This window comes from Acetobacterium sp. MES1 (genome assembly GCF_002237635.1).
Lineage (GTDB): Bacteria > Bacillota > Clostridia > Eubacteriales > Eubacteriaceae > Acetobacterium > Acetobacterium wieringae.
In genome coordinates, this window is sequence record NZ_MJUY01000047.1 from 21,342 (window position 1) to 47,091 (window position 25,750).

22 protein-coding genes, 1 riboswitch and 1 other annotated feature are annotated in these 25,750 nt (G+C 43.1%); of the genes, 3 read left to right on the forward strand and 19 right to left on the reverse strand.

Annotated features, from left to right (window positions below; genetic code table 11):
- Nucleotides 1-19: 19 nt before the first annotated feature.
- The 8 genes from BI182_RS12355 to BI182_RS12390 all read right to left on the reverse strand — a co-directional run bounded on the left by BI182_RS12355 (nt 20) and on the right by BI182_RS12390 (nt 8,474).
- A complete protein-coding gene (locus BI182_RS12355) occupies nt 20-760 on the reverse strand; it encodes an OmpA/MotB family protein (protein ID WP_286808315.1) in 741 nt (246 codons plus the stop codon).
- 17 nt (nt 761-777) lie between these two features.
- On the reverse strand, nt 778-1,629 hold the full coding sequence (locus BI182_RS12360; RefSeq protein WP_286808316.1) for a motility protein A: 852 nt from the start codon (nt 1,627-1,629) through the stop codon (nt 778-780).
- A 30-nt stretch (nt 1,630-1,659) separates the two neighbouring features.
- The gene (locus BI182_RS12365) at nt 1,660-1,854 is read right to left on the reverse strand and encodes a flagellar FlbD family protein (RefSeq protein WP_148637465.1); all 195 of its coding nucleotides are present in this window, start codon (nt 1,852-1,854) and stop codon (nt 1,660-1,662) included.
- A 186-nt stretch (nt 1,855-2,040) separates the two neighbouring features.
- Entirely contained in the window at nt 2,041-3,570 is a 1,530-nt protein-coding gene (locus tag BI182_RS12370; RefSeq protein WP_286808319.1) for a flagellar hook-basal body complex protein, read from the reverse strand.
- A gap of 72 nt (nt 3,571-3,642) precedes the next feature.
- Complete coding sequence (locus BI182_RS12375) at nt 3,643-4,053, reverse strand: TIGR02530 family flagellar biosynthesis protein (protein WP_286808320.1); 411 nt, start codon at nt 4,051-4,053, stop codon at nt 3,643-3,645.
- Nucleotides 4,054-4,085: 32 nt separating this feature from the next.
- The gene (locus BI182_RS12380; protein WP_286808322.1) at nt 4,086-4,511 is read right to left on the reverse strand and encodes a flagellar hook assembly protein FlgD; all 426 of its coding nucleotides are present in this window, start codon (nt 4,509-4,511) and stop codon (nt 4,086-4,088) included.
- Nucleotides 4,512-4,524: 13 nt separating this feature from the next.
- Nucleotides 4,525-6,162: a flagellar hook-length control protein FliK gene (locus tag BI182_RS12385; protein WP_286808324.1), complete on the reverse strand. Its 1,638-nt coding sequence runs from the start codon at nt 6,160-6,162 to the stop codon at nt 4,525-4,527.
- A 362-nt stretch (nt 6,163-6,524) separates the two neighbouring features.
- Nucleotides 6,525-6,609, reverse strand: a riboswitch (cyclic di-GMP riboswitch).
- A 128-nt stretch (nt 6,610-6,737) separates the two neighbouring features.
- The gene (locus BI182_RS12390) at nt 6,738-8,474 is read right to left on the reverse strand and encodes a Na/Pi cotransporter family protein (RefSeq protein WP_286808326.1); all 1,737 of its coding nucleotides are present in this window, start codon (nt 8,472-8,474) and stop codon (nt 6,738-6,740) included.
- A gap of 375 nt (nt 8,475-8,849) precedes the next feature.
- Nucleotides 8,850-9,074 (forward strand) — a binding site (T-box leader).
- A 73-nt stretch (nt 9,075-9,147) separates the two neighbouring features.
- Here BI182_RS12390 and BI182_RS12395 point away from each other — a divergent pair.
- A complete protein-coding gene (locus BI182_RS12395; RefSeq protein ID WP_070371889.1) occupies nt 9,148-10,542 on the forward strand; it encodes a glycine--tRNA ligase in 1,395 nt (464 codons plus the stop codon).
- Nucleotides 10,543-10,621: 79 nt separating this feature from the next.
- Here BI182_RS12395 and BI182_RS12400 read toward each other — a convergent pair whose 3' ends face one another.
- From BI182_RS12400 to uvrC, 6 genes are all read right to left on the reverse strand, one after another.
- Nucleotides 10,622-11,011: a 4Fe-4S binding protein gene (locus BI182_RS12400; RefSeq protein WP_070371888.1), complete on the reverse strand. Its 390-nt coding sequence runs from the start codon at nt 11,009-11,011 to the stop codon at nt 10,622-10,624.
- A 270-nt stretch (nt 11,012-11,281) separates the two neighbouring features.
- On the reverse strand, nt 11,282-12,352 hold the full coding sequence (prfA, locus tag BI182_RS12405; RefSeq protein WP_286808329.1) for a peptide chain release factor 1: 1,071 nt from the start codon (nt 12,350-12,352) through the stop codon (nt 11,282-11,284).
- Between the two features lie 61 nt (nt 12,353-12,413).
- Nucleotides 12,414-13,292, reverse strand: a complete 879-nt coding sequence (locus tag BI182_RS12410) for a DegV family protein (protein WP_148637459.1) — start codon at nt 13,290-13,292, stop codon at nt 12,414-12,416.
- A gap of 48 nt (nt 13,293-13,340) precedes the next feature.
- Nucleotides 13,341-14,108, reverse strand: coding sequence for a phosphatase (locus BI182_RS12415; protein ID WP_286808331.1), 768 nt, complete (start codon nt 14,106-14,108; stop codon nt 13,341-13,343).
- 37 nt (nt 14,109-14,145) lie between these two features.
- Nucleotides 14,146-15,120: an HPr(Ser) kinase/phosphatase gene (hprK, locus tag BI182_RS12420; protein WP_070371884.1), complete on the reverse strand. Its 975-nt coding sequence runs from the start codon at nt 15,118-15,120 to the stop codon at nt 14,146-14,148.
- A gap of 83 nt (nt 15,121-15,203) precedes the next feature.
- A complete protein-coding gene (gene uvrC / locus BI182_RS12425; protein ID WP_250934947.1) occupies nt 15,204-17,039 on the reverse strand; it encodes an excinuclease ABC subunit UvrC in 1,836 nt (611 codons plus the stop codon).
- A gap of 118 nt (nt 17,040-17,157) precedes the next feature.
- Here uvrC and BI182_RS12430 point away from each other — a divergent pair, with 118 nt between their 5' ends.
- Nucleotides 17,158-17,406, forward strand: coding sequence for a hypothetical protein (locus tag BI182_RS12430; RefSeq protein ID WP_070371882.1), 249 nt, complete (start codon nt 17,158-17,160; stop codon nt 17,404-17,406).
- 294 nt (nt 17,407-17,700) lie between these two features.
- Nucleotides 17,701-17,901, forward strand: coding sequence for a cold-shock protein (locus tag BI182_RS12435; RefSeq protein WP_070371881.1), 201 nt, complete (start codon nt 17,701-17,703; stop codon nt 17,899-17,901).
- Nucleotides 17,902-17,984: 83 nt separating this feature from the next.
- Here the strand turns inward: BI182_RS12435 and BI182_RS12440 are convergent, their stop codons facing one another.
- The 5 genes from BI182_RS12440 to uvrB form a co-directional block, all read right to left on the reverse strand.
- Complete coding sequence (locus BI182_RS12440) at nt 17,985-18,170, reverse strand: FeoB-associated Cys-rich membrane protein (RefSeq protein WP_286808334.1); 186 nt, start codon at nt 18,168-18,170, stop codon at nt 17,985-17,987.
- Between the two features lie 30 nt (nt 18,171-18,200).
- Nucleotides 18,201-20,222 carry a ferrous iron transport protein B gene (gene feoB, locus BI182_RS12445; RefSeq protein WP_286808336.1) on the reverse strand — a complete coding sequence of 674 codons (2,022 nt, stop codon included), beginning with the start codon at nt 20,220-20,222 and terminating at the stop codon, nt 18,201-18,203.
- A gap of 83 nt (nt 20,223-20,305) precedes the next feature.
- Nucleotides 20,306-20,530, reverse strand: coding sequence for a FeoA family protein (locus BI182_RS12450; protein WP_026395981.1), 225 nt, complete (start codon nt 20,528-20,530; stop codon nt 20,306-20,308).
- Nucleotides 20,531-20,802: 272 nt separating this feature from the next.
- A complete protein-coding gene (gene uvrA / locus BI182_RS12455) occupies nt 20,803-23,610 on the reverse strand; it encodes an excinuclease ABC subunit UvrA (protein WP_286808338.1) in 2,808 nt (935 codons plus the stop codon).
- A gap of 163 nt (nt 23,611-23,773) precedes the next feature.
- On the reverse strand, nt 23,774-25,750 hold the full coding sequence (gene uvrB, locus BI182_RS12460) for an excinuclease ABC subunit UvrB (protein WP_276495646.1): 1,977 nt from the start codon (nt 25,748-25,750) through the stop codon (nt 23,774-23,776).

Below are 25,750 nucleotides of genomic sequence, written 5' to 3' on the forward strand. Positions count from 1 at the left end.
TAAGTGTTTGTCTCTAATTCTATTGTGCAACTGTATCTGTTCCTGTCGCAATGTCACTGAAGAAATCTTCAGTTTCGGAAATAATGATTTCAACCCGGCGATTTTTGGCACGGTTTTCTTCAGTATCATTGGGTGCGATGGGCCGATACTGGCCAAATCCCACTGACAATAATTTTGCCGGATCAGTAATATAGCCATTCTGCAAGAATCTTAGCACCTCATTGGCCCGGCTGCTGGATAAGTCCCGATCATCAACTGGTGAATCAGCCTGGGCCGTGTGTCCATCAATTCGGATTGATTTTATCGTCGGCTCCACAGCTTTAAAGGCCTGGCCAATGTCTGATAAGACCTGTTGTCCGCCGGGTTTAATCCGGGAACTGTCGGGTTCAAAAAAGATTGATGACATAAACTTGATCGAAACCGCTTTTTCATATTTTTCAATACTGACTGCATCATCCAAGCCATTTTCCTTGGTATACTGACTCAGGTATTGATAGAGATCTTCCAGATCAACGATCTCTTCCACCGAAATGTCCTCGTTTGGGGATGTTGAACCGTCTGACTCAGTCGCTGTTCCGGTCGTTTCATATACTGCAGCTGGATTAAATATCTCAACCAGTTGCTTATACTTTGCTGCATCCAACGTTGACATCGAGAAAAGTAGGATAAAGAAGATTAAAATCAGGGTGATCATGTCTGCATAGGTATTCAGCCAGGCATCTTTATTGATTCCTTTTTTGTTCTTATTACGCTTGCCCATAATATATACCCCTATTTTTAACTTTCAACAGCTTTTCCTTTTTTACCTTTGGATTTTCCACCTTTTGATGGGGCTTCACCATTCGCTTTCCTGATTTCGTCTTCCGTCAAAAAGTTCATCAATTTGTCTCGGATGTATTTGGGGTTTTCGCCTTCTTTTATGGCAACTACCCCCTCAATAATCAGTTCCTTGATTAGCAGATCCCTCTCCTGAGCAATTTCCAATTTACTGGATACTGGCATAAAGACACAGTTTGCCAGTACCGATCCATAAAAAGTCGTAATCAATGCGACCGACATATCAGAACCCAGGGTGCTGGCACCACCTTCAAAGCTCATGTTTTTTAGCATGTTTACCAAACCAATCAGGGTTCCGATCATCCCAAAGGCCGGCCCCAAAGCAGCGCCCATATCATAAATTTTTCGTTCGAGATCGTTTCGTTCCGAAATATAATCGATTTTCTGGTCAAACCAGGATCTTAATTTATCTGGCTCAATGGCATCGACAATTCGCAGGACACTTTCCTTAAGAAACTCATCCTGAATATCGGCTGCCTTTGCTTCCAGAGCCAACAATCCCTTACGTCTCGCCTCTTTGGAAAGTTCTGTCAGAATATCCACATATTCCAGAGGATCTTGTTTACTTTTAAAAAATATCATCTTTAAATGCTTCGGGATATGTTTAAATGATTTGATCGGAAAAGAGGCGATCAGCACGAAAAATGTTCCACCGATGGTAATAAACATACTTTGAGGATCAATAAAATTCATTAATGCCCCGATGTTAAAACCATTTGCAGAACTGAATGTCATCCCAAAAAACATCGTAAAGACGACTAGGACATAAGCAATGATTGTTGAAATTTCCATAAATTTATACTTCCTGTCAGAATTTAGTGGTTAACGGCTAAAAATATTTCGTTTGTATGCAATTATCTTTGATAGTACCTGGGCTGAACTTTCGTTTACCACATAGTGTTTGCCATTCGTCAGGCGAATGGTGGTATCTGGTTTTTCTTCAATAATTTCAATGATCTCACAATTAAGTAGAAACTTTTCATTCTTTTGTTTGTTTAATCTGGTTAATTCTATCATATTTCCACCTTAAAATATATTTTTTATTTTCATAGTATAACCTAAATAGAAGTAATTTTCAACTTTTTACTAAGTAACAGCCAGATACCAAAGGGGTGGATCCACCCCTTTGGTATCTGGCCAGGATAAAAAGCTCATCCCGAAGGATTTTTTCCCTTCGGGTGAGCTCTTCTTAATTATTATTTGCTATCGCTTCAGGTTAATCAATTCTTCCAGAATCGAGTCAGAAACTGTGATGATTCGAGAATTTGCCTGAAAACCACGTTGGGCAACAATCATGTCGGTAAATTCCTGAGATAAGTCAACATTTGACATTTCCAGATTGGCTGATTCGGTACCCCCAGTGCCATTGGTTCCAGCTTTTGAAGCAATCGCCTCGCCGGAGTTGGCCGATTCCATAAAGTAGCCATTGCCATCCTGGAGCAGGCCGTCGTTGTTGGCGAATTTAGAAATGGCCAGGTAGCCAAGGGTGACAGGGGTGTCGCTGCCAGCTTCGATCTTGCCGATGGTGGTCTTTGTAGCTGCCACAGTATTCGCTGGATCAGCATTCGTAAACATCGCATCAAAAAGATTCGATTGCACAACCAACTTAATTTTTCCTTGCGTATCAGGATCAGTCAATTCAATCGTCATTGGACCATCTTCAGCTGGCATTAAACCACTATAATCAAAAGGAATTGGGGTACTTACATTTTCAATTCCACCGCCCTCATTAGAAACTCTTAAAAGCATCGATTTATCGGCGTCTATTGAGATACTTCCAAAATCAAAGACACCAGCAACTGGATCTTCTGGAAGTTTCGTCGTATCAATTTTTAATCCCGGTAGCTTTGGAAAGGTTAGAATCCCATTTTTAAGCACTGGTTCGCCATAGTTGCCTTCCGGATCATCAAGTTCTTCCCCTTCTTTATTCTGCAGTCCGGTAGCTAAGGAGTAGTCGCCTGATGCGGATCTTGTCAGTGTTAACGGTCCTCCTTGAATGTCTGCATTGGGCTCAAGTGCGACTGCTGCTTTTGCCAGTACATTTGTTGAATCAGTCCGGACCATATAGCCAATAACCAGATCTACATCACCAGTATAGTTTGTATCTTCTGGCAAAACTAAATTTGTAAGCCATTCGGGCATTGAGCCTTTGGTAAACTCAGGATCACCGGCTTTGATCCCGGTAATCTCGCCAGATTTACCAATGGTAATGCCGGTGTATTTTTCCAATTCGATCGGGTCAACGTTGATCGCCTTCAGCCCATTCATTGACAGGGTTCCATTGGCATCCAAAATTGCATTACCTTCAGCATCAATCGGTATCCCCATGACCTTACTGCCAGCACCATCGGTTAGATTTCCCAGTGCATCAAATTTTAAATTACCAACCCGGGTATAACGGTTGGCTCCGGCCGTCGGCTGAACGGTTAAATAGCCTTCGCCAGCAATATAGACATCTAATGCCCGACCAGTGCTGGCTCCGGAAGAAATTGTATTGAGCATATCTATGCTGGCAACCTTGGCGCCGTACCCCAACTGGCTGGCATTGGTACCGCCAGTCGTGTTGGTAGCTTCAGTAGCGGTTGATAAATTCTGATACAGCACATCACTGAAAACCACCCGGCTGGCTTTAAAGCCGTAAGTATTAACATTGGCAATATTATTACCAATTACATTTAATTTGGTCTGGTGGGCTGCCATCCCGGAAATTCCTGAGTATAAAGATCTGATCATTTTTGATTCCTTTCTGTGCCGTTCGAAGCTTATCTGTCGGTCAAAGCTTCCAGTTTCCTCATCGAGGTCCAACTATATAAACACGGCACCATCAATATCATTGAATAGTTTATTTTTCATTTCGTTTTTGTCCATTACAGTAATAACCCGTTTATCCGCTGCATTGACGATAAACGCCGAATTATCCATCATAATTAAGGCATTGCCAATCCCTTTTTCCTGAGCTTTGTCACAGGCATCTCCCAATTTTTCCAAATCACTGTCAGATACTTCAATATTACGCTGTTCTTTTCTGATACTGGCGTGTTTGGTAAATGTGACACTGTTTTTTATTTGTTGATCGAGAAGCTCCCGAAAGCTATTTTCGCTTTTTTCCGGATTCGTAACTTTCGAGGTCTGATTCGTGGGATTGGTTATTTTTTCGGTTTGTCGAATGATGGCATCATTTAACCGATAAAAATTCCCATTGATTCTGTCCGTCATTGGATCACCTCTTCTTAAACACTAAATGTCAATTATTCTGATTTCGACTGCGTTACTTCCATAATACTGCTCATCGGGTAAGACACACCATTCACAATCACCTGAGCATCGCCGTCATATAAGTTGACACCTTCAACAACCCCTGATACCACATGGAGAGATCCATCAGAAGCGTTTTCTGCCAGAGTAATGTCTTTTCCAATCAAACTCATGGAGTAAACCGTTTTGGTCATTTCATTCAGTTCAGTCAAGGCCTGCACCATCGAAAATTGAGCCATCTGGGTTGTATATTGCGAGGTGTCTGCGGTATTGTTCATATCCTGATTCTGTAACTGGGCCACCATCAACTTGAGAAAATCATCCATATCCAAAGATGTGCCGGTTTTCTTTGTCGAAGTAGTTGTTGCTGACGTCGCTGCTGCGGTACTTAAATAATTATTAATACTATCAATCGCCATTATATCTTCCTCCTTAAATCAAATAATTCACACGGTGGTTGGTATAGTTCTGGAGATTCTGGGGAATTAATACCGATTCGTCTTCATCACCATTTGTTGTGATGCTGTTTAATACTCCGCTGCTTTTAATAAACCGTTCTCTTAACAGAGCCTGATTTTGATTTTGATTGGGATCAGAACCATTGTTCATCATAAATGCTGCGTTCTGACTATCGCCACTTTGTTCTACCGGGGTATTTAAGTGCACCGTTTCCACTTGAACATTCTGAAGCGCCAAACCTCTAACCAATTGATTAATTTGTTTTCCCAATAGTTTTTGGGTTTCCTGGCTGACGGCCATAATATCAATGATCAGTTTTCCCTGATCGTAGCTCAATTTGACATCAATATCGCCTAAATTATCTGGTGACAAGGTCATTTGAAATACCGTTGGCTTGTTGGGCTCGAAATTCTGAAGAATTTTCTGCTGAACCTGCTGAGCGACCTCTGTTTTGTTCGTTGCTTGAACTTCTGCGCTTTTGTTTGAATTAACAGCGGCCATATTAACTTCCCGGCTATTCATTTTTTCTAAATTCTGATCTCCAATTTGCCCTTGTGCTTTTTCTAGAACATCCGATACTAATATTCTTTTGTCATCAGATTCTTCCCCTGATCGTTCCTCATTCTTTGCAACGCCCCCTGTGATTTTAGAAACATCATCCACTAAGCCAGATTCAGCATATTCAGTTATTGCAATTTCCGGTTCAACATCTTCACTAAATGTTCTTGCCGCCATTTTCGGTTCAGTGTCTTCTCTGAATGTTGTTGCTGCTATCTCCGGTTCAGTATCTTCTCTGAATGTTGTTGCCGCTATTTCCGGTTCAGCATCTTCTGAAAATTTTATTTCTGTCAACACAGGTCTAACGGCTTCAACCTGTTTAAACATTTGTCGCCGGGAATCTGTTGAAATTGTAAATTTGAATTCATCTCCCAGCTCGATTTGATTTTCTTTTTTTAAAGATTGATCACCTTCATTATCAGAGGTTTGTACACTCGCTTGCTCAGGCTTGACACCTTTAACTATCTCCGGATCACCATCAATTTTGACTTGGTTTTCACTTTCCATCTGGCTGGTGTTTTGTTGAAAAATCAGCATCTCTTCTTTTGTAACTTTGCCTGCCAAGACGAGCATTTGCCCCTGATCACTGCCTGTCTTCGGCTCTTCAACCCCTTCAATCCCTAATTTCAGGTTAAGCCGTGTCAGTGCTGTTTCGATACCTCCCTGAAAACTCTGGATAGCCATTAACTGTGCTGAATCCAGTGTTGATAAAGAACTGCTTTGCTGTCCTTCATCGCTTTTTAGCTCCGCTTCCTTCGGTTCTTCAACTTGATCATCAATAGTCGTGACCGCATCATCTTTTAGTGATGTTTGATCGCTTTGCCGTCGATTGTTTTCCGCAATCGATTTGGTTTCCCGCTGATTCTTTCGAACCTTCTCCAAATGATGATCCGCATGGCTGACATTCTGTTTTGACTGATCCAGCAAATCTTTAAACTGGGCGCTTCTTTCGTGTCCGCATGACTGACTGGTGGACGGATTTTCTGATTGCAAATTAAACCCTCTCACTCCCGTCATTGTCGACTTTCCTGTCGCTTGAAACTCTAAATTCATTGCCTACCTCCCTTCGTAAATTTAATTATTACCGATACAAAAACGTACCGCTAACATATCGAACAATTAAAATTGTTCGTTTATTATAACAGCCGAAACGACCGCAATAACCTACATACTATATGTATACTATATAAGCGAAAAAGACCTCTGTAAACATCTATATCACAAATTAAATTGGATCTTAAGAAAACTCCTATTTTAAATAACAATTGTTTCCGTCAAAAGAATCTTTCCTGAAAAACAAACCGGTCATTATTATATAACAGTCGACTATAACCCTGCAACTCATTTTATGGTTTAATTTCTAACAAAAAAAAGCAGCGACATTGCCACTGCTCATCATGGTAATCACCATCTCAATTTGCAACTGGCTGTCATATACCACCGTATTTAGACCCTGTAGTTTTGCGTCCTTACTTTTCAATAAGTATGCCAATATTACGTTGTTGTAATATTACGATATAATCCTCTCATTGTCAATGAAAATATTACTTTCTTTAAGGTAAATTTCTTGTAAACACCTCTATTTAGCTGTATTTATCTGCGTTTTGACCCTACCAGGTTGGTTGTATTTATTGCTGACTATCTTCCATCTCATTGTCATAATCATCTTTGGCAATCAACCCCTGATGCAGTTTTAAACCTAAAATACCCTGGGCAATGTTCGAGGCATGATCACCAACCCGTTCAATATTGGTCAACAGATCCAGAAAAATGACTCCGGCATAAGGATTGCAGATTCCCTCGTTAAGACGACGGATGTGGTCATCCTTTAAGCTTTCTGTCATTTCATCAATTTCTTCTTCTTCATCAAGAATTTTATAACATAAGCTTGACTCTTCTGTTTCCATTAATTCTACCATATCTCTGAGTGTGTTGGAAGTCAAACTGATTAAATTTAACACTTCCTGATTGGCAATATCACTGAAGACGATTTTATTAGTCGCCCGCATCTCAGCCAGCTCCCCGATATTCATGGCATGATCGCCAATTCGCTCCAGATCATGGCTCCCTTTCATGACGAAGGCCAGACGATCATTTTCTTCTTCCGACATATTTTCGTTTGAAAGCTTAACCGAGTATTCCACGATGCCTTGCTGAAATTCATCAATGCGTTCTTCCCGCTTAACTATTTCTTCAACCAGCTTTTCATTCCCATCCATGATGGATTCACAGGCGATTTTAAAATTCTTAAAACTCATTTCGGCCAGGCGATTTGTTTCTTTGACAACCTGACCTAAAGCAACAGAAGGATTATTGAGCAATCGATCATCCAGCTGCAATCCTTTTTCTTCTTCTTTCTCAGGATAGATTCGATCCAGAAAGGTGACAAAATAATTAATCAGGGGGAATAATACAATGGTGTTGGCTACATTAAAAAAGGTATGCGCCATGGCAATTTGTCTTGCCACATTGGGAACCACCTCACCGCTACTACTGATAAATACGCCGGAAATACTGACAATGAATTCATAAATGGGATTAATCGCCATGATGCTGTCCATCCCAACGAGCAGGATCATCACCCAGATGGCGCCAAAAACATTAACAAAAAGGTGGATAAAGGCCGCTTTTTTTGCGGCCGTGGAGGTGCCAATGCAGGAAATCAGAGCGGTCACACAGGTTCCAATATTGGTACCGATTAAAATGGGAATACAGATTTGGATCGCACCGGTTCCCCCAATACTGGCAAATACCCCTGACAAGGCCAGTGCCTGGAGCAAACCAATGGAGGCACTACTGCTTTGTATGATACCGGTGATCAGGGTTCCGATCAAAACTCCCAGCAGCGGATTTTTTCCATAAGTTGATAACAGATAAATGAAATCTTCACTTTCCCGGAGTGGCTCCATTGCAGTTGACATCGCAGCGATACCAAAGAATAAGATCCCAAAACCAAGCATGATACTGCCCCAATCGCGATTTTTTTTGCGGGAACTGAAAAGCGTTATCAGGGCACCAAAGCCGATAAAAACGGGTGCAAGTTCCGTCACATTAAATGCAATTAACTGAGCTGTGACTGTTGTTCCAATATTGGCACCGAGTATAACCCCAGCCGCCTGGGTAAGTGTCATCAGCGCAGCATTGACAAAACCAACCACCATCACCGTTGTGGTGCTGGAACTCTGAACAATCATTGTGACAACGGTTCCCACCAGGATCGCTTTAACCTTATTATTGGTTAAAACTTCCAATAGTTTTTTCATTTTTGTTCCAGCTACCGTTTTTAAGCCTTCGCTCATCATGTGCATCCCAAAAACAAATAACCCTAAACCTCCGAAAAGGCCAATCAGCATTTCTAACGTCATTATTTCCTCCAAAATAATCATTGATTAAGGCAACATCTATTCCAAATTAATAAACATAATGAAAGACCATGCATTTGCAACCTAATATCCTTATGTTAACCAGGATAATCGAATTTCTCTAAATTATATCACCTTTTTGAATTTAACATAATTTTAACATTAACTAATCTCTAAGAGAACCTTTTTTTTAATTATTTTATTTTGTATTTTGTTACTTTATCTTTTATAATATTAACCACGTTAACAATCCATTGCCGATCCTATTTCGGGTTTAATTAAAAAAAATGAAAACGAAGTTAGTCTAAATATCAAAAGTTTGGGTTGACATCCGGGCTTGTATTTGATATTCTTCATTTTAGTTTACAAAACTTAATAACAAAAGCGTTGAGAAAAGAATAACTCAATGGGTCAATGGTTTAAAGCGAACAGATGCTGGTGGAAGATCTGTAACCAAACTCTATGAATGGCACTTTTTGAGCTGCGATACCATTATATCCTTGGGTGATTGACTGGTGTTGCCGTGAAATTCGTTAAATTTTTAAGGTGGTTTGCATAATCGGCAGACAACTTGGGTGGAACCGCGGTTATACCGTCCCTTGTTTTTTAACAAGGGACGGTTTTTTTTATTAAACCTAAATGCTATTTAAGAATAATGATAATCAGGAGGAAAAAAATGTCAGAATTTACCATGGCTGAAATTGTCAGTCTTGCCAAAATGAGGGGAATTATCTTCCCCGGTTCAGAAATTTACGATGGTCTTGCCAACAGTTGGGATTATGGCCCACTGGGTGTTGAAATGAAGAACAACGTTAAAAAAGCCTGGTGGAAGAAATTTGTCCAGGAGTCACCTTATAATGTGGGTCTGGATGCTGCCATCCTGATGAACCCCAAAACCTGGGTCGCCTCGGGACATGTGGGAGGCTTCAATGATCCGCTGATGGATTGCAAAGCCTGTCAATCCCGTTTTCGGGCTGATAAGCTAATTGCTGACTACTATTTTGAAAAGGGCGAGGATGTCATTGTTGATGCCTGGTCCAACGACGAAATGAAGACTTTTATTGAAGAACACAATATTGTCTGTCCGGAATGCGGTAAAATGGATTACACGGATATCCGTCAGTTCAATCTGATGTTTAAAACCTTTCAGGGGGTAAATGAAGATACCGCCAGCGAAATCTTCCTGCGCCCGGAAACAGCCCAGGGTATTTTTGTCAATTTCAAAAATGTTCAGCGAACGACCCGCAAGAAAGTCCCGTTTGGAATCGCCCAAGTCGGCAAGTCCTTCCGAAATGAAATTACACCGGGTAACTTTATTTTTAGAACCCGGGAGTTTGAACAAATGGAACTGGAATTTTTCTGTGCGCCTGGCACCGATCTGGAATGGTTTGATTATTGGAAAGCGTTCTGTAAGAAATGGCTGTTTGACCTCGGGATGAAAGATGAAAATATCCGCTTCCGGGATCACGAGAAAGAAGAGCTTTCCCATTACAGTAATGCCACCACGGATGTGGAGTTTCGCTTCCCCTTTGGCTGGGGCGAGCTTTGGGGCATCGCTGACCGAACCGATTTTGATTTAACCCAACACCAGAACCACTCGGGAAAAGACATGAAGTACACCGATCCGGTTACCAATGAAAAATATATCCCCTACTGTATTGAACCATCGTTAGGGGCTGACCGGGTTTTCCTGGCCTTCTTATGCAACGCCATGGAAAAAGAAACGATTACCAGCGGTGACAAAACCGAAGAGCGCAACGTCATGCGGATACATCCCTTCCTGTCGGCCTACAAAGCTGCTGTCTTACCGCTTTCTAAAAAACTAAGCGATAAAGCCCTGGAAATTTCCACCCTGCTGTCAAAACACTTTATGATTGAATACGACGAAGCGGGCAGCATTGGCAAGCGTTACCGACGTCAGGACGAAATCGGTACGCCTTTCTGTGTCACCGTCGATTTTGACACCCTGGACGATGAATGCGTTACCCTCCGGGACCGCGACACCATGGATCAGGTTCGTATCCCCATCGCTGAAGTGGTCGATTATATTACGAAGCGGATTGATTTTTAGCGAACCTTTTTTTTCAAAAAAAAACGATCCCTGTTCGAAAGCTTTCGAACAGGGATCATTTTTGAGTGATAAATTAAAATTAAGCTTCTTTAATTGCCAATACGTCTTGTGGACATGCTTCAACACAGATACCACAAGCGATACATTTTGAAGGAACATCCCGATCTTCTGATTTAACCAGTACGCCAAATGGACATGCTTCAACACATTTTCCACAGTTTACACATAATTTTTTGCTGATCATGTATACACCTTTGGCATTTTGAGTGATGGCTCCTGCTTCACATGCTTTAGCGCATTTACCGCATTGAACACATACCAATGTTTTAGGGCTACCATCTTCTTTTTCGGTGATGCGAATACAAGCCAATTCTGAAACCGGTTCTTTGTAGAATGCGTTTGCACATGCTAATTCACAACCTAAACACTTAACACATGCTGACTGATCTGCTACGACTACTTTTTTCATTGTTACTCCTCCTTAAGGACAATCTGATCTTTTGATCAAATTTATGTTTGAATTTTTTCAACTGATTTTCATTCTACTGATAAAGCCCAAAAATGTCAACCTAATCCGGAATTTTTATAGGTATTTATCGTGTTTCGCTACTAATCTTCTTCCCGCTGATAAAATATTACAGCTCTTTGCCCGTACTCCTTCTAAACAAGGTTAATTTTTTATCAATTAATTCCCTGCAACAAAAAAAGCTCTTCACATTGGAAAAGCTTCTTTTGCTAATTATGAATGCTGTTTCAGTTTTTCAGCCTGGTCGTTGGTGATCAAAGCATTGACCATTTCATCGATGTCACCGTCGAGAAAAGCATCCAGTTGATAAACGGTCATATTGATGCGGTGATCAGAGATCCGTCCCTGGGGAAAATTGTATGTCCGAATCCGCTCGCTGCGGTCACCAGTGCCGACCTGACTTTTCCGGTTTTCGGCAATTTCACTTTGCTGTTTCTGCTGTTCAATTTCATAAAGTCTGGCTTTTAAAATTTTTAAAGCCTTGTCTTTATTTTTCAGTTGGGACTTTTCATCCTGACAGGTGACCACCATCCCAGTGGGAATATGCGTAATCCGAACCGCCGAGTCCGTGGTGTTGACACTTTGCCCCCCATTTCCGGAAGAACGATAGACATCGACTCGCAGATCATTGGTGCCAATTTCAATTTCGACGTCCTCAGCCTCGGGCAACACTGCCACCGTAGCGGTTGAGGTATGAATCCGGCCACCCGACTCAGTACTGGGAATCCGTTGTACCCGATGAACCCCGCTTTCATATTTCAGCCGACTGTATACCCCAGTCCCTTCAATGGCAAAAATGATTTCCTTGATTCCCCCGATGTCGGGAATACTGGAGCTCATGATCTCACTTTTCCAGCCTTGTCGCTCAGCATAACGGGTAAACATTCTAAAGAGATCGCCGGCAAACAGGGCTGCTTCACTGCCACCAGCTCCGGCTCGTATTTCAACAATAACGTTTTTATCATCATTGGCATCCTTAGGCAGTAGCAGAACTCTCAGTTCCTCTTCCAGTTCCACTTTCTTTTTAGACAATTCATCGAGCTCAACTTCAGCCATTTCTTTAAAATCTTTTTCCAGTTGTTTATCTGAAAGCATCTCTTTGGTATCATCAATGGCTGTCAAGGTATCGGAAAACTGATTGTATTTTTGGATGATCGGTTCGATATGGGCGTGCTCCTTAACCAGTTTCTTCCACTGGTTCTGATCCGCAATCACCTCGGGATCGCTGATCTTTTCATTTAATTCAGCATACTTTTCTGCTAAAAAATCTAACTTATCTAACATGGTGCTCCTTAATTTTTATTTAATTAAATTTATATTCCCGTTGACTTGTTTTAATAAAGGTCTATTCAAATTGAAACGCTTCCTTCCATTCGTCGAAGAAAAAAACGGCCAGAGTTCCCGGACCAGAATGCGTCAAAACCGTCGAACCCAGAGGCACAATCTTAAAACGCTCAGTATTGAAGCGCTTACCGGCCATTTTGACAAACAGATCGACTAGTTCGGGATTATCGGCATGACTGATGCCGATGGTCTGTCGATCCATCTGATCCCCATTTTCTTCCAGATAATCCACCATTTTTTTAATCAGCTTCTTTTCACCTCTGACCTTGTCAATTTGCTGCAGTTCTCCAGCTTTGCTCACTTCCAGCAAGGGGTTGATGTTAAGCATATTCCCGATGATGGCAGTTCCCTTATTCAATCGGCCACCGCGATACAAATATTGGAGATCCGTTACCGTAAAAACATGTTTGACATGATCAATATAATAATTAATCCGCAACATCAGCTCGTCCATGCTAAAGCCCTCCGCTGCCGCTTGTGCTGCGCCATAGACAATGTGTCCCAGACCATAGCAAACCGCTTTGGTATCAACGACATTAAAGACTGCCTCGGGATACTTTTCTTTTAAATCCCGTTCTGCCAACGCCGCAGCCTGGTAGGTTCCGGACAGCCCACTGGAAAAGGCCAGATAAATAAATGGCTGTTTTTCAGCAATTAATTCTTCAAATCGCTTATAAAAATCCCCGTAGGGAATCTGAGATGTTTTAAAGCGCACTCCTTTACGCATCTTGTCGCAAACAACTTCAGGTGAAATATCAATCCCATCACGATAATTTATTTCATCTTCGACCACATAAACCGGCATGATCTCAATGTCAAATTTTTGTTGATCGCTTTTAAGTATATCACAGGCAGAATCGGTTATGATTTTTATGTTCATCGTTGGTATCCTTTCCCACTTGATTTAAAAGCTTATTTTATCATAAAATTAGTCATTTATCAAAAACAATTCTTGGGCATACTCCCGGGGATCAGCAAAAAGTACCCGTCCCTTACTTTCCAGATAATCAAGCAACCGTTTGGTATCCAGATTCATAATCAATTCATCGGGAAAACCAACCGTATCCAAAACCTTGTCGACATAGGGAAAATCACCAATATCTGAGGCAAAGTGGGTATCACTGCCAATAATAATCGGTATTTCCAATTCTTTACAACGGTTGGCAATCCATACGCAATTCGGCTTGGAACCCTTGCGGATAAAAAAAGAACCGTTGTTTATTTCAATTAAGGTGTTGTGTTTTTTTGCTGCCTGCAAAATCGCCTCGTAATCCAGTTCGTAGGTAGGATTGCCGAGATGGCAAATAAAGTCAACCTGGGGATTGGCAATGGCCCCCAGTACCGCCCCGGTATTGATGGCTTTTGTTTGCGGTATAAAAGTGGGGGTGTGCAACGACGCAGAAATTATTTCCAGCGAGTCAATAAACGTCATCGGAATATCGGTGTTGCCATCCGCATCGATAATATTACTCTCAATCCCTTTTAGTAATTTGACATTGTTTATTTTCCCGGGAATCACCCGATAGTTGGCAAAAAACAAGGGCGTTGGTGCTCCGGGCAAAGCCGGACCATGTTCGGTGATGCAGATCATTTCCAGATTTTTTTGTGCGGCCGCATCAATTAACTCGGTGATGGTGTTATAAGCATGCCCACAGGCAATTGTGTGGGTATGGGCATCTAAAACATACTTTCTCATTTTTTAACTCTCTTTTCTATATATTTCTCGAATGTGCCTAATCGTCGGCCGGTTTTTTTTCTTCCAGTTTTTTCTTGGCTTCCCGTTTCTGTACTTCCAGGTCATTCTGATGGGCAACCCGATCACAAAAAACCTGGGCAGAATGGTAACCGTACTGCTTGGTACGATTATTGATGGCGGCGGTTTCAATGATACAGGCCAGATTTCGACCTCCCGAAACAGGAATCATCACTTCCGGCACCTCGATTCCCAATATATCCAGGGTTTGTTCATCCAGACCCAGGCGGTCATAAGGTGAACGTTCATCCCAGTTCTCCAGGCGAATAACCATATCAATTTCGACGTCCCGCTTCACGGCTCTGGCGCCATAGAGGGTTTTAACATCGATAATTCCGATACCGCGAATTTCCATAAAATGCTGAAGCAGCTCCGGAGCCGTTCCCATCAGGTGACCATCCCGAATCCGTTTGACCTCAACCACATCATCGGCAATCAGACAATGCCCCCGCTTAACAATTTCCAGTGCTGTTTCGCTCTTACCAATGCCACTGGGCCCGGTAATCAATACCCCCACCCCAAAAACCTCAACCAGAACCCCATGTAAGCTGATCCGGGGGGCTGAGAGCTGGTCAATATAATTGACCAGATCGTAAAAAAGGGTAGTGGTTGTTACTCTGCTCTTTAAGAGGGTTCGACCATATTTTTGAGCCGCCTCTTCAAACAGATGGGTCTCATCTTGATCCCAACATACAATAAAACAGGGGAAATCATAGGAAAAAAAGTCATCGATCTTCTGTTTTCGGACCGCTGGATCCAGATCCAGCAAATAGGAAACTTCCACCTTACCAATAACCTGAATTCGTTTGGAGTCAAAGTGTTCATAGTAACCATGAAGCTGCAACCCGGGTCGGTTGATCCCGCTGTTTAGCAGATCCAATTCCGTTGACTGATAATAAATTTTTTCAAGTTTAATTTCTTTACAAAAATCATCCAGATTTACTTTGCCATTCATTCTTCTATCTCTTTTCATTGATTTACTGCTAATTAGTCTACTCAAGTTATTCTACCTCAAAGTTTCCATTGTTAAAAGTTTTTTTATGTCTTGTTTTTAAAATACGCAAAAATCGCCTGGGCTGTTTTCACCTGCATCCCAGGAACCGCCTGGAGTTCTTCCAGGGTAGCTTTTTTGATTTTCTCCACCTGTCCAAAATGAGCCATCAGGGCTTCCCGGCGCTTTTTTCCAACGCCGGGGATTTCCTCCAACTGGGAAGCCAGCATTTCTTTTTTTCTTAAAATCTGATGATAACCCAGGGTATAGCGGTGCACCTCTTCGGAAATCTCAAACAGAAAAACGCCCAGCGGGGTAGCCTTTTTGATCGGATATTCCGTACCCTTAAAAAAAATCCCCCGCAGTCGATGGTGATCATCCTTAACCAATCCACAGACCGCAATCTCCATCGGGTAGAGCGACACAATGCTCTCTGCTGCGTTGACATGTCCGCTGCCGCCATCGATCATCATAATTTCCGGCAAGGGCAAAAAATTATTACCCTCCGAGGCTTTCATGGCTCGTTCCATCCGTCTGAAAATCATTTCCTGCATACTGGCATAGTCGTTCTGTCCTTCCACCGACTTGATCTTAAAGCGGCGACAGGCTTTCTTGTTCAGCTTGCCTTCTTCAAACACCACCATACCACCAACATTATTGGTGCCGCTGATATTGGAAATGTCATAGGCCTCAATGCGACTGGGCGGCCGGGTTAAACCCAGCAGCTCCGAAAGTCCAACCAGGCGGCTTTTGGAGCGAATTTCTTTTTCCCGTTTTTCCAGCAGCTGCTGCTTCAGGGCCAAATCGGCATTGTCCGCCACCATTTCCAACATTTTTATTTTCTGTCCCCGTTGCGGTGATAACACTGCAATTTTTTTACCGGCCAGATCCCCCAACCATTCTTCGATGACTCTTTTGTCTTCCAGCATTTCTTTCAAAATGATTTCCCGGGGAATAAAGCCACAGCTGGCATAATATTGTTTAACGAAGCTTTCCAATACTTCCCGGGAACTGACATCACCAATGTCTTCGAGAAAAAAATGATCCCGCCCCATCAGCTTCCCTTCCCGGACATGAAAAACCTGCACACAACCCAGACTCTCACTGGCGGCAAAACCAATAAAGTCCTGATCCTGTTTGGTGCTGGAACTGATTTTCTGCTTTTCGACGATATGCTCAATCCCGGCAATCTGATCCCGGTATTTAGCCGCCGCTTCATAATTCTGCGCTAAAGCGGCAGTAGTCATTTTGTCGTTCAGGTTTTTTAACAGATCCGGATGTCGACCATTTAAAATATCCAGAATCGACTGGATATCCTTGGCGTACATTTCTCTGGGCACATTCCCCTGACAAGGGGCCTGACACTGGCCAATGTGATAGTTCAAACAGGGCCGACCGGACTTTTTGCCATAAGCAACCTGACGGTTGCAGGTTTTTAGGGGATAGATCTTTAAAATCGCTTCAATGGTATTTTTTACCGCATAGGAACTGGTAAAGGGCCCAAAGTACTTACCTCCATCTTTTTTATACTCCCGGGTCATCAGAATCCGGGGATATTCCTCATTAACCGTAAGCCGGATCCAGGGATAGCTTTTGTCATCTTTCAGCAGAATATTATAGCGGGGATGATGGGTTTTTATCAGATTACATTCCAGTATCAGCGCTTCCATTTCCGAATCGGTAACAATCGTCTCAATGGTTTCGATATGGGATACCAAAACAGCTGTTTTAGCCGTCAGCTGACTGGTCGAATGGAAATATTGCCGAACCCGGTTGCGTAGATTAATGGCTTTCCCGACATAGATTATTTCACCCGGTTTATTTCGCATTATATAGACCCCGGGGTTCTGGGGCAGATCTTTTAATTTCTCTTTATCATACATAGATATCAACCTTAAATAAATATTTTTTTGGAATTTTTTGTTTATTCGTCACCACATTTTGGTATAATAATAATACTTTTTTAAACATCCGATTATTAAACAGAAAGGAAGTGTTACCATGTTTGAAAAAATAACTGTAGATGGCCACAACACCCTGATTTCATTCGGTAATTTCGAAGTGAAGATTGTTCCGAAAATTTATGGTGGATTTACCCTGACAAAATCAATTAAAGACAATCCCTTTAAAATCATCGAAATACGTGAGATAAGACTTCCACTATCAGAAAAAGAAGTTTTAAAGGAAGCGAAAGATTTGTTAAAAAGAAAATATGAGTCCATTGACTTCAACAGCTATTGTACCACATAAATCTTGAGATCAGCTTTTTTTGATCCAACTTGTTTCTAAACAAGTTGGATCCGTTCTTTTTTTGATCTTTGCTCTGACCTGATGCGTTATTTGTCATGATTCCTTTAATTTCTAAAGTGTTTGTTAAATAAATTGACAACGACCTTCGTTAGGTGCTATAATGAAAAAGAATTAAAGTGTATTTATTGATTTCACATATTTTTGCAAGTCATTTTTACGTTGAAATGATTTGCAAAAATATGTGTTTTTGTTTTTGCATTACGATTTACAATTAATATTTAGGAGGTACCAAAAATGAATAATGGTACAGTAAAATGGTTTAACGACGAAAAAGGATTTGGTTTTATTTCAGTAGATGGCGGCAATGATGTCTTTGTCCATTTCTCAGCAATTATCGCTGACGGTCGTAAGAGCCTGGTTGAAGGACAACGCGTTACTTTCGATACTGAAAAAACTGATCGTGGCTTACAGGCTACCAACGTTTTTCTTGCATAATTAAGTCTTTTTTAAAAGCCCCACCAGCTGCGCTGGTGGGGCTTTTTTTCTTGCTCGCTCCTAACTACCGTATCGACCAATTATCACTCTTCTTTAGGCGGCTCCGATTTGAGATGACAGCCCGGGCAGCCGTCGCCCCCTTTGCAGCCTTCGCAGGAAAAATCTCCGGCCTTCATTTTTTTTACTTTTTTGAAAATTATATAACCCGCCGCACCTAAAATTATTGCTGCTAAAATCCAGGTAATCACTTCTATTCCTTCTTTCTTCAATTACGCTGATCCAATGCGCACAATGGAAAATTAACTAAAAATTCGACTGCCAACCTGATAAACAATTAAGGCAATGGTATAGGCTAAACCAATTTGATAAGCCAATGCAAAAAGAAAATCACGCCAGTTTCCCAATTCTTTTTTCATAGTGGCGATGGCAGCCATACAGGGTGATGCCAATAAAACAAAGATCACGAAGCTGTAGGCGGAAACCGGTGTAAAGATCAGACTGACCGCATCGGTAAAGCTGCCTTCCTGACCCGACAAAAGTACACTCATAGTACTGATAATCATTTCTTTGGCGGCAATGCCCGTTAGCAGCGCTACTGAAGCGACCCAGTTACCAAAACCCAGCGGGATAAAGATTGGCGCAATGATCTTGCCAAATACCGCTAAAATGCTTTCATCCGGCGTCTGAGCCATTTGCAAGCCTGGGGTGAAGCTCTGCAAAAACCACAACACCACTGAAGCGGCAAAGATAATTGTTCCAGCCCGGACAATAAATTCTTTGGTTCGCTGCCATACCTGAGTGGTAGTGTTCTTAAGCTTTGGCAGTCGTAACGGCGGAATTTCCAGCAGGTAACCGGAATCGGCTCCCTTAAACCAGGTTTTTGACAATACAAATCCCGATGCGAAAACCACTGTCAAGCTAACCAGATAGAGGGAGAACACCAGCAGAGTCTGATACTCAACAAAAAACACCGATGCCATCAAAACATAGATAGGCATCTTGGCCCCACAGGAGATAAATGGCGTTAACACCGCCGTCAGCTTCCGCTCCCGTTCGTTTTCCAGGGTTCGGGTAGCCATTACTCCCGGTACCGAGCATCCCAACCCCACCACCATCGGGATAAAGGATTTTCCAGATAAACCAAAATGCCGAAAAATCCGATCCATAATAAAGGCAACCCGGGCCATATAACCGCTGTCCTCGAGAATGGAGATAAAAATAAACAACACCACCAACTGCGGTACGAAGGTCAATACTGCGCCAACCCCAGTAATAATGCCGTCATTGATCAGGGCAATGATCCAATCTGCTGCTCCCAAGCTCCCCAAACCAGCAGCTACCGTTACCATCAGGACATCATTGATGAACCACTCAATCCCACCAATGGTAATTTCACCCACCAGGGTAATTGATACATAATAAATCACAAACATAAAGAAAAAGAAAATCGGCAGGGCAGCATAGCGGTTCATCAGCACTCGATCCAGTCTTTCCTGAAAAGGGATGCTCTGATCTTTGGTTTTTTTTGTTGCCATGCTAATCCCATCAGTGATAAAACGATAGCGATAATCGGCAATGGCACTGTCGACATCATGCTTTGACAGCACTTCGATTTTTTTTCTGACCAACCCGATATCTGCTAATAATTCGATATTTTTATCAATTTTCAGGAGCACTTCTTCATCTTTTTCAATCAGTTTAATAACCCGGAATAACCGTGGATAATCAGGCAAAAGTTCGGGATACTTATTTTGAATAAGCTCATCAAATTCATTGAAGATGGTCATTATATCCGGCGGAAAGATCTGCGGAAATTCTTTAAGTCGTTTAATCTCGACGGTTTTTTCAACCTCTTTAATCAATTCGTCAATGCCGGTTTCCTTCTGGGCCGATATTTCAATAAAGGGATAGCCGAAGATTTTTTCCATCTCCCGGACATCAATTTCCACCCCGGTTTTCTTGACCACATCCATCATGTTCAGAGCCCCCACCATCGGACAGTTGAGCTCCATCAATTGGGTGCTTAAATATAGATTTCGCTCAATGTTGGAGGCGTCTATGATATTGATGATCAGATCCGGCCGCTCATCCAGCAAAAAATTCCGGGAGACGATCTCATCCATCGAGTAGGGTGCCAGTGAGTAAATGCCCGGCAAATCCACCAAGGTCATATCCTTGCTGGTGTCTCTTAAGTCTCCCTCTTTTTTTTCAACCGTTACTCCGGGCCAGTTCCCCACGTAGAGATTACTGCCGGTGAGACAATTAAACAGCGTAGTTTTTCCCGAGTTGGGATTTCCCACCAACGCAATTTTATATTTCATTTCCATTCCTCATTTCCCTTTTTCACTAAATGCTGATTCATCTTAAAATAACGAAACCACCTCAAAAGGTGGTTTTTTATTTATTACTGAACCATTAAAATATTTTCAGCATCTTTTTTCCGAAGGCTGAGGGAATATCCTCTCAAGCGAACCTCTATGGGATCGCCAAATGGAGCTGTTTTATTAACTTGAATCTCTACCCCTGGTGTTACACCCATGTCCATGAGTTTGCGACGCATTAAGCCTTCTACAGCAATCGAACCAACACATGCTTTCTGACCTGGTCTTAAATCTTTCAAAGTAAACATAAATACACCTTCTATTCTTATGGTTTAAATTTAAGGTAACTGCCATCATTTGTTAAAGCTGACTTTCTTTTTGTTAGCTTTATTATACTCTAATTGAAATTCATTGTCAATTAGAGTCTGTGACTTTTTATGGCTTTAAGTATTTTTTAAACGTATCTAAAAAAGAACGCTGGAACAGCGTTCTTGAGGTTGTCGATAACTAGCATAGTGACCAATGACCTGGGGACACAACATGATCTGCCAGTCGCCGATATTGGGTTATCTTTAAATAGTTACTTTAAGATTTTCTTGAGATACTGGCCGGTGTAGGATTGGGGCACCCGGGCGATTTCTTCGGGAGTCCCAATGGCAATGATGGTGCCGCCGCCCTCGCCCCCTTCGGGGCCAAGATCAATGATGTGATCTGCCACCTTGATCATATCCAACTGATGCTCAATGACAACTACCGTACTGCCGCTGTCAGCCAGACGCTGAATGACATTGATCAGCTGGTGGACATCGGCAATATGCAAACCGGTGGTGGGCTCGTCGAGAACGTAGAGGGTTTTGCCGGTATTGCGTTTACTTAATTCAGTGGCCAATTTAACCCGCTGAGCTTCCCCACCGGATAATTGGGTCGATGGCTGTCCCAGTTTTACATAACTGAGACCGACATCGTAGAGGGTTTGGAGCTTTTCTTTGATTTTGGGAATATTGCCAAAAAATTCCAGGGCTTCCTCCACTGTCATATCCAGTACATCGGCGATGTTTTTGCCCTTGTATTTGACTTCCAGGGTTTCCCGGTTGTAGCGCTTGCCGCCGCAGACCTCACAGGGTACATAAACATCGGGTAAAAAATGCATTTCAATTTTGATAATTCCATCACCGCTGCATTTTTCACAACGGCCACCCTTGACATTGAAGCTGAATCGGCCTTTCTGATAGCCTCTGGCCTTGGCTTCCGGGGTTTTGGCAAACAGATCCCGAACCAGGTCAAAAACCCCGGTATAGGTGGCCGGATTGGAGCGGGGGGTTCTGCCGATGGGCGACTGATCAATATCGATTACCTTATCGATGAATTCAACCCCATCGATACGGGTGTATTTCCCCGGCTTTTTCAGGCTGCGATACAGCTTCTGGGAAATCCCCTTGTATAAAATCTCATTAATCAGCGTGCTTTTCCCGGATCCGGAAACCCCGGTTACACAGATAAATTTCCCCAGCGGAAAATCGACATCCAGATTCTTTAAGTTGTTCTCCCGGGCACCGACAATCTTAATTACCTCGCCGCTGCCTTCCCGACGCTTTTGCGGAATCGGAATAAAGCGCTGGCCACTGAAATACTGGCCAGTGATCGACTCCGGCACCGCCATTATCTCTTCAAGACTTCCCTGTGCGACAATCTGGCCACCGTGAACCCCGGGCCCCGGGCCAATATCGACAATGTGGTCGGCAGCCTGCATGGTTTCCTCGTCGTGCTCCACCACAATCAGTGAATTTCCCAAGTCGGTTAAGCGCCGCAGCGTTTCCAGCAGTTTCTGATTGTCCCGTTGATGGAGACCAATACTGGGTTCATCCAGAACATATAATACCCCCACCAGACCTGAGCCAATCTGGGTGGCCAACCGAATCCGCTGGGATTCTCCCCCCGAAAGTGTACCGGCATTCCGGGACAGGGTCAGGTATTCCAGTCCGACATTTTTTAAAAAATTGAGCCGGGCCTCAATTTCTTTAAAGATCGATTCACCAATCATCATTTCCCGGTCAGTCATGGTCTGCGCTTTAAAAAACTCAAGCAATTGACCAATGGCCATATCGGTTATTTCGATGATATTTCGATCATGAATTGTCACTGCCAGACTGGTGGGATTGAGCCGTTTACCGTGACAGGTGGGACAGGGGGTTTCTGACATATAGCGTTCAATTAAGGACCGCATCCGCTCCGAGGTCGTTTCAAGATAACGCCGCTCCATGTTTTTAATCAACCCTTCAAAGGTGGAGCTGTAGGTTCCTGAAAACTTGCCTTCGTAGGCGATTTCCAGAACCTCGTCGCTACCATATAGAAGCGCCTGTAAAAATGCCTCGCTGGCATCTTCCAGGGGTAACTCAATATCAAACTGATGTTTTTTTGCCAGCGCCTTGATCAGGTTATAATAATACTTGGAATCACTTTTTAAACCAAAAAATTTAATCGCTCCATTGCCAATCGATAAACTTTTATCGGGGATCAGTAGATCCGGATCCACTTCCTGATGAAAGCCCAGACCGTGACAATCCGGACACATCCCGAAGGGATTATTAAACGAAAACGTCCGGGGCTCCAATTTGTCCATGGCAATGCCGCAATCGGCACAGGCCAGTTTTTCGCTAAAAAGCTGGGACTCGCCGCCAATCACGTCACAAATCACCAGTCCCCCGGATAGCTTCAGGGCAATTTCCAGTGAATCGGACAACCGTTTGCCAAGGTTATCCTTGGCCACCAGACGATCCACCACCACTTCAATGGTATGCTTTTTATTTTTATCGAGATTGATTTCATCCGTGACTTCCATCGCCTCCCCATCAACGATAATCCGGACAAAACCTTCTTTTTTGATATGATCGATGATCTTTTTATGCTGTCCCTTTTCCTTCCGGATTACCGGAGCCAGAATTTGAAATTTGGTCTTTTCAGGTAGGGCCATGATGCTGTCGACAATCTGATCCACCGATTGCGACTGTACCACCTTGCCACACTTGGGACAATGGGGAATCCCAATCCGGGCGTAAAGCAGCCGCAGATAATCATAAATCTCGGTGACCGTCCCCACCGTGGATCGGGGGTTGCGGTTGGTGGTTTTCTGGTCAATGGAAATTGCCGGGGATAGGCCGTCAATGCTTTCCACATTAGGCTTCTGGGACTGACCCAGAAACTGCCGGGCATAGGAAGAAAGCGACTCCATATAACGGCGCTGTCCTTCAGCATAAATGGTGTCAAAAGCCAATGATGACTTCCCCGAGCCACTCAGCCCGGTAAAAACCACCAGCTGATCCCGGGGTATTTTTAAGTTAATGTTTTTTAAATTGTGCTCCTTGGCACCTTTTATTTCGATATATTTCATATTTATGTTTATTCTCTCCTTAATTATGCCGCATGAATTATTAAATGAAAAAACACCATTAAGTCATGGTCTGGTACATTCGTTGGCGGGTACTAGCCGATTCTGTAAATTAAAAAACAACTAAAATTTAGTTTCAGCCATCCCGCTATAACATCAGCTTAAGCTATCTTCGGTAATTTTTGAGATGATGAATTTCGTCCCGCAAATTGGCAGCCCGTTCAAATTCCAGGGCCTCGGCCGCCGTCAGCATTTCGACTTCGAGTTCTTTAATCTTCACATCAATATCCAGCGCTTCATCACCAATTGCATAGGTTGCCGGTTCCTCGGCCACCTTGGTCGCCTCGATAACAGCATGGATATCTTTTTTGACCGAACTGGGGGTAATACCATGGGCCTCATTGTAGGCGCTTTGGATACCCCGGCGGCGATTAGTTTCGCTGATAGCCCGATCCATCGAGGGTGTCATCTTGTCCGCATACATAATGACATGACCTTCCAGATTACGGGCCGCCCGGCCAACCGTTTGGATCAGCGACGTTTCTGAACGGAGGAATCCTTCTTTGTCAGCATCCAGAATCGCCACCAGACCAACTTCCGGCAAATCAAGACCCTCCCGCAGCAGGTTGATGCCCACCAGCACCTCAAAGGTACCCAGCCGTAAATCCCTTAGAATCTTCATCCGCTCGATGGTATCCACATCCGAATGCAGATAGTTCACCAGGACACCATTTTCTTTTAGGTAGTCGGTTAGATCTTCAGCCATTTTCTTTGTTAACGTGGTGACCAATACCCGATTGCCCCGACCGGTGGTTAGTTTGATTTCACCGAGCAGGTCATCGATCTGACCAGCAACCGGGCGAACCGTAATTTCCGGATCGATCAGACCGGTCGGTCGAATAATCAGCTCAACGGTATTCTGGCTGTGTTCTTTTTCGTATTTGCTGGGGGTTGCCGTAGTAAAGACAATCTGATTGATCTTGCTTTCGAATTCGGAAAAATTCAGCGGCCGGTTATCATAGGCTGAGGGTAGCCGGAAGCCATAGTCCACCAGGTTACTCTTACGGGCTTTATCCCCGGCATACATCCCGCCAATCTGGGGAATCGAGACATGGGACTCATCGGCAATCATCAGAAAATCTTTGGGAAAATAATCAATCAGGGTATAGGGTGGTGATCCTGGGGGCAGCCCGTTGATGTAGCGGGTATAATTCTCAATGCCGTTACAATAGCCCATTTCCCGGAGCATTTCAATGTCATAGTTGGTCCGTTGCAGAATCCGCTGGGCTTCCACCAGACGGTTGTTTTGGGTATATTCGTCATAGCGTTGGCGCAGTTCCTGTTGAATTCCAGCAATCGCCCGTTCCAGATTTTCCGGGGTGGTGGTGTGGTGAGACGCCGGGAAAATCGAGACATGGTTCAGCTCCCCATAAATCTCCCCGGTCAGGGTATCAATCTCAGTAATCCGTTCAATTTCATCCCCGAAAAATTCCAGCCGGATCGCCTTGTTTGACGAAGCCGAGGGAAATATTTCCAGAATATCGCCGCGCACCCGGAAATTGTTCCGCTCAAAAGCAATGTCGTTTCGGGTGAACTGAATATCCACCAGCTTACGGATAATCGTATCCCGATCTTTTTCCATCCCCGGACGGAGTGACAGCATCAAATTTTCATAATCAAAAGGACTTCCCAGTCCATAAATGCAGGACACACTGGCCACCACAATTACATCCCGACGTTCAAATAAAGCTGCCGTAGCAGAGTGACGTAATTTATCAATCTCGTCGTTGATGGACGAGTCTTTTTCGATAAACAGATCCGAATGCGGTACATAAGCTTCCGGTTGATAATAATCATAATAGCTGACAAAATACTCCACCGCATTATCCGGAAAAAAACTCCGAAACTCATTGGTCAACTGGGCCGCCAGGGTTTTATTATGAGCAATCACCAGGGTTGGCTTCTGAACCGCTTCAATTACCTTAGCCATAGTATAGGTTTTTCCGGAGCCAGTCACGCCCAGTAAGGTTTGATACTTTAACCCCGCCTTAATTCCGTTGGCAATTTTTTCGATGGCCGGTCCCTGATCACCCTTAGGTTCGTATTCCGAGACAACCTTAAATGCATGCTTCATATCTTTCAT

Coding starts and splice junctions, on each gene's coding strand:
- BI182_RS12385 (WP_286808324.1), bottom strand. CDS start 6,162: ATGAATTTAGAGTTTCAAGCGACAGGAAAGTCGACAATGACGGGAGTG.
- feoB (WP_286808336.1), bottom strand. CDS start 20,222: ATGAAATATAAAATTGCGTTGGTGGGAAATCCCAACTCGGGAAAAACT.
- uvrA (WP_286808338.1), bottom strand. CDS start 23,610: ATGAAATATATCGAAATAAAAGGTGCCAAGGAGCACAATTTAAAAAAC.
- BI182_RS12370 (WP_286808319.1), bottom strand. CDS start 3,570: ATGATCAGATCTTTATACTCAGGAATTTCCGGGATGGCAGCCCACCAG.
- BI182_RS12450 (WP_026395981.1), bottom strand. CDS start 20,530: ATGTTTACTTTGAAAGATTTAAGACCAGGTCAGAAAGCATGTGTTGGT.
- BI182_RS12395 (WP_070371889.1), top strand. CDS start 9,148: ATGTCAGAATTTACCATGGCTGAAATTGTCAGTCTTGCCAAAATGAGG.
- BI182_RS12410 (WP_148637459.1), bottom strand. CDS start 13,292: ATGAACATAAAAATCATAACCGATTCTGCCTGTGATATACTTAAAAGC.
- BI182_RS12360 (WP_286808316.1), bottom strand. CDS start 1,629: ATGGAAATTTCAACAATCATTGCTTATGTCCTAGTCGTCTTTACGATG.
- prfA (WP_286808329.1), bottom strand. CDS start 12,352: ATGTTAGATAAGTTAGATTTTTTAGCAGAAAAGTATGCTGAATTAAAT.
- BI182_RS12380 (WP_286808322.1), bottom strand. CDS start 4,511: ATGGCGATTGATAGTATTAATAATTATTTAAGTACCGCAGCAGCGACG.
- BI182_RS12400 (WP_070371888.1), bottom strand. CDS start 11,011: ATGAAAAAAGTAGTCGTAGCAGATCAGTCAGCATGTGTTAAGTGTTTA.
- BI182_RS12430 (WP_070371882.1), top strand. CDS start 17,158: ATGTTTGAAAAAATAACTGTAGATGGCCACAACACCCTGATTTCATTC.
- hprK (WP_070371884.1), bottom strand. CDS start 15,120: ATGAATGGCAAAGTAAATCTGGATGATTTTTGTAAAGAAATTAAACTT.
- BI182_RS12355 (WP_286808315.1), bottom strand. CDS start 760: ATGGGCAAGCGTAATAAGAACAAAAAAGGAATCAATAAAGATGCCTGG.
- uvrB (WP_276495646.1), bottom strand. CDS start 25,750: ATGAAAGATATGAAGCATGCATTTAAGGTTGTCTCGGAATACGAACCT.
- BI182_RS12365 (WP_148637465.1), bottom strand. CDS start 1,854: ATGATAGAATTAACCAGATTAAACAAACAAAAGAATGAAAAGTTTCTA.
- uvrC (WP_250934947.1), bottom strand. CDS start 17,039: ATGTATGATAAAGAGAAATTAAAAGATCTGCCCCAGAACCCCGGGGTC.
- BI182_RS12435 (WP_070371881.1), top strand. CDS start 17,701: ATGAATAATGGTACAGTAAAATGGTTTAACGACGAAAAAGGATTTGGT.
- BI182_RS12375 (WP_286808320.1), bottom strand. CDS start 4,053: ATGACGGACAGAATCAATGGGAATTTTTATCGGTTAAATGATGCCATC.
- BI182_RS12390 (WP_286808326.1), bottom strand. CDS start 8,474: ATGACGTTAGAAATGCTGATTGGCCTTTTCGGAGGTTTAGGGTTATTT.
- BI182_RS12415 (WP_286808331.1), bottom strand. CDS start 14,108: ATGAGAAAGTATGTTTTAGATGCCCATACCCACACAATTGCCTGTGGG.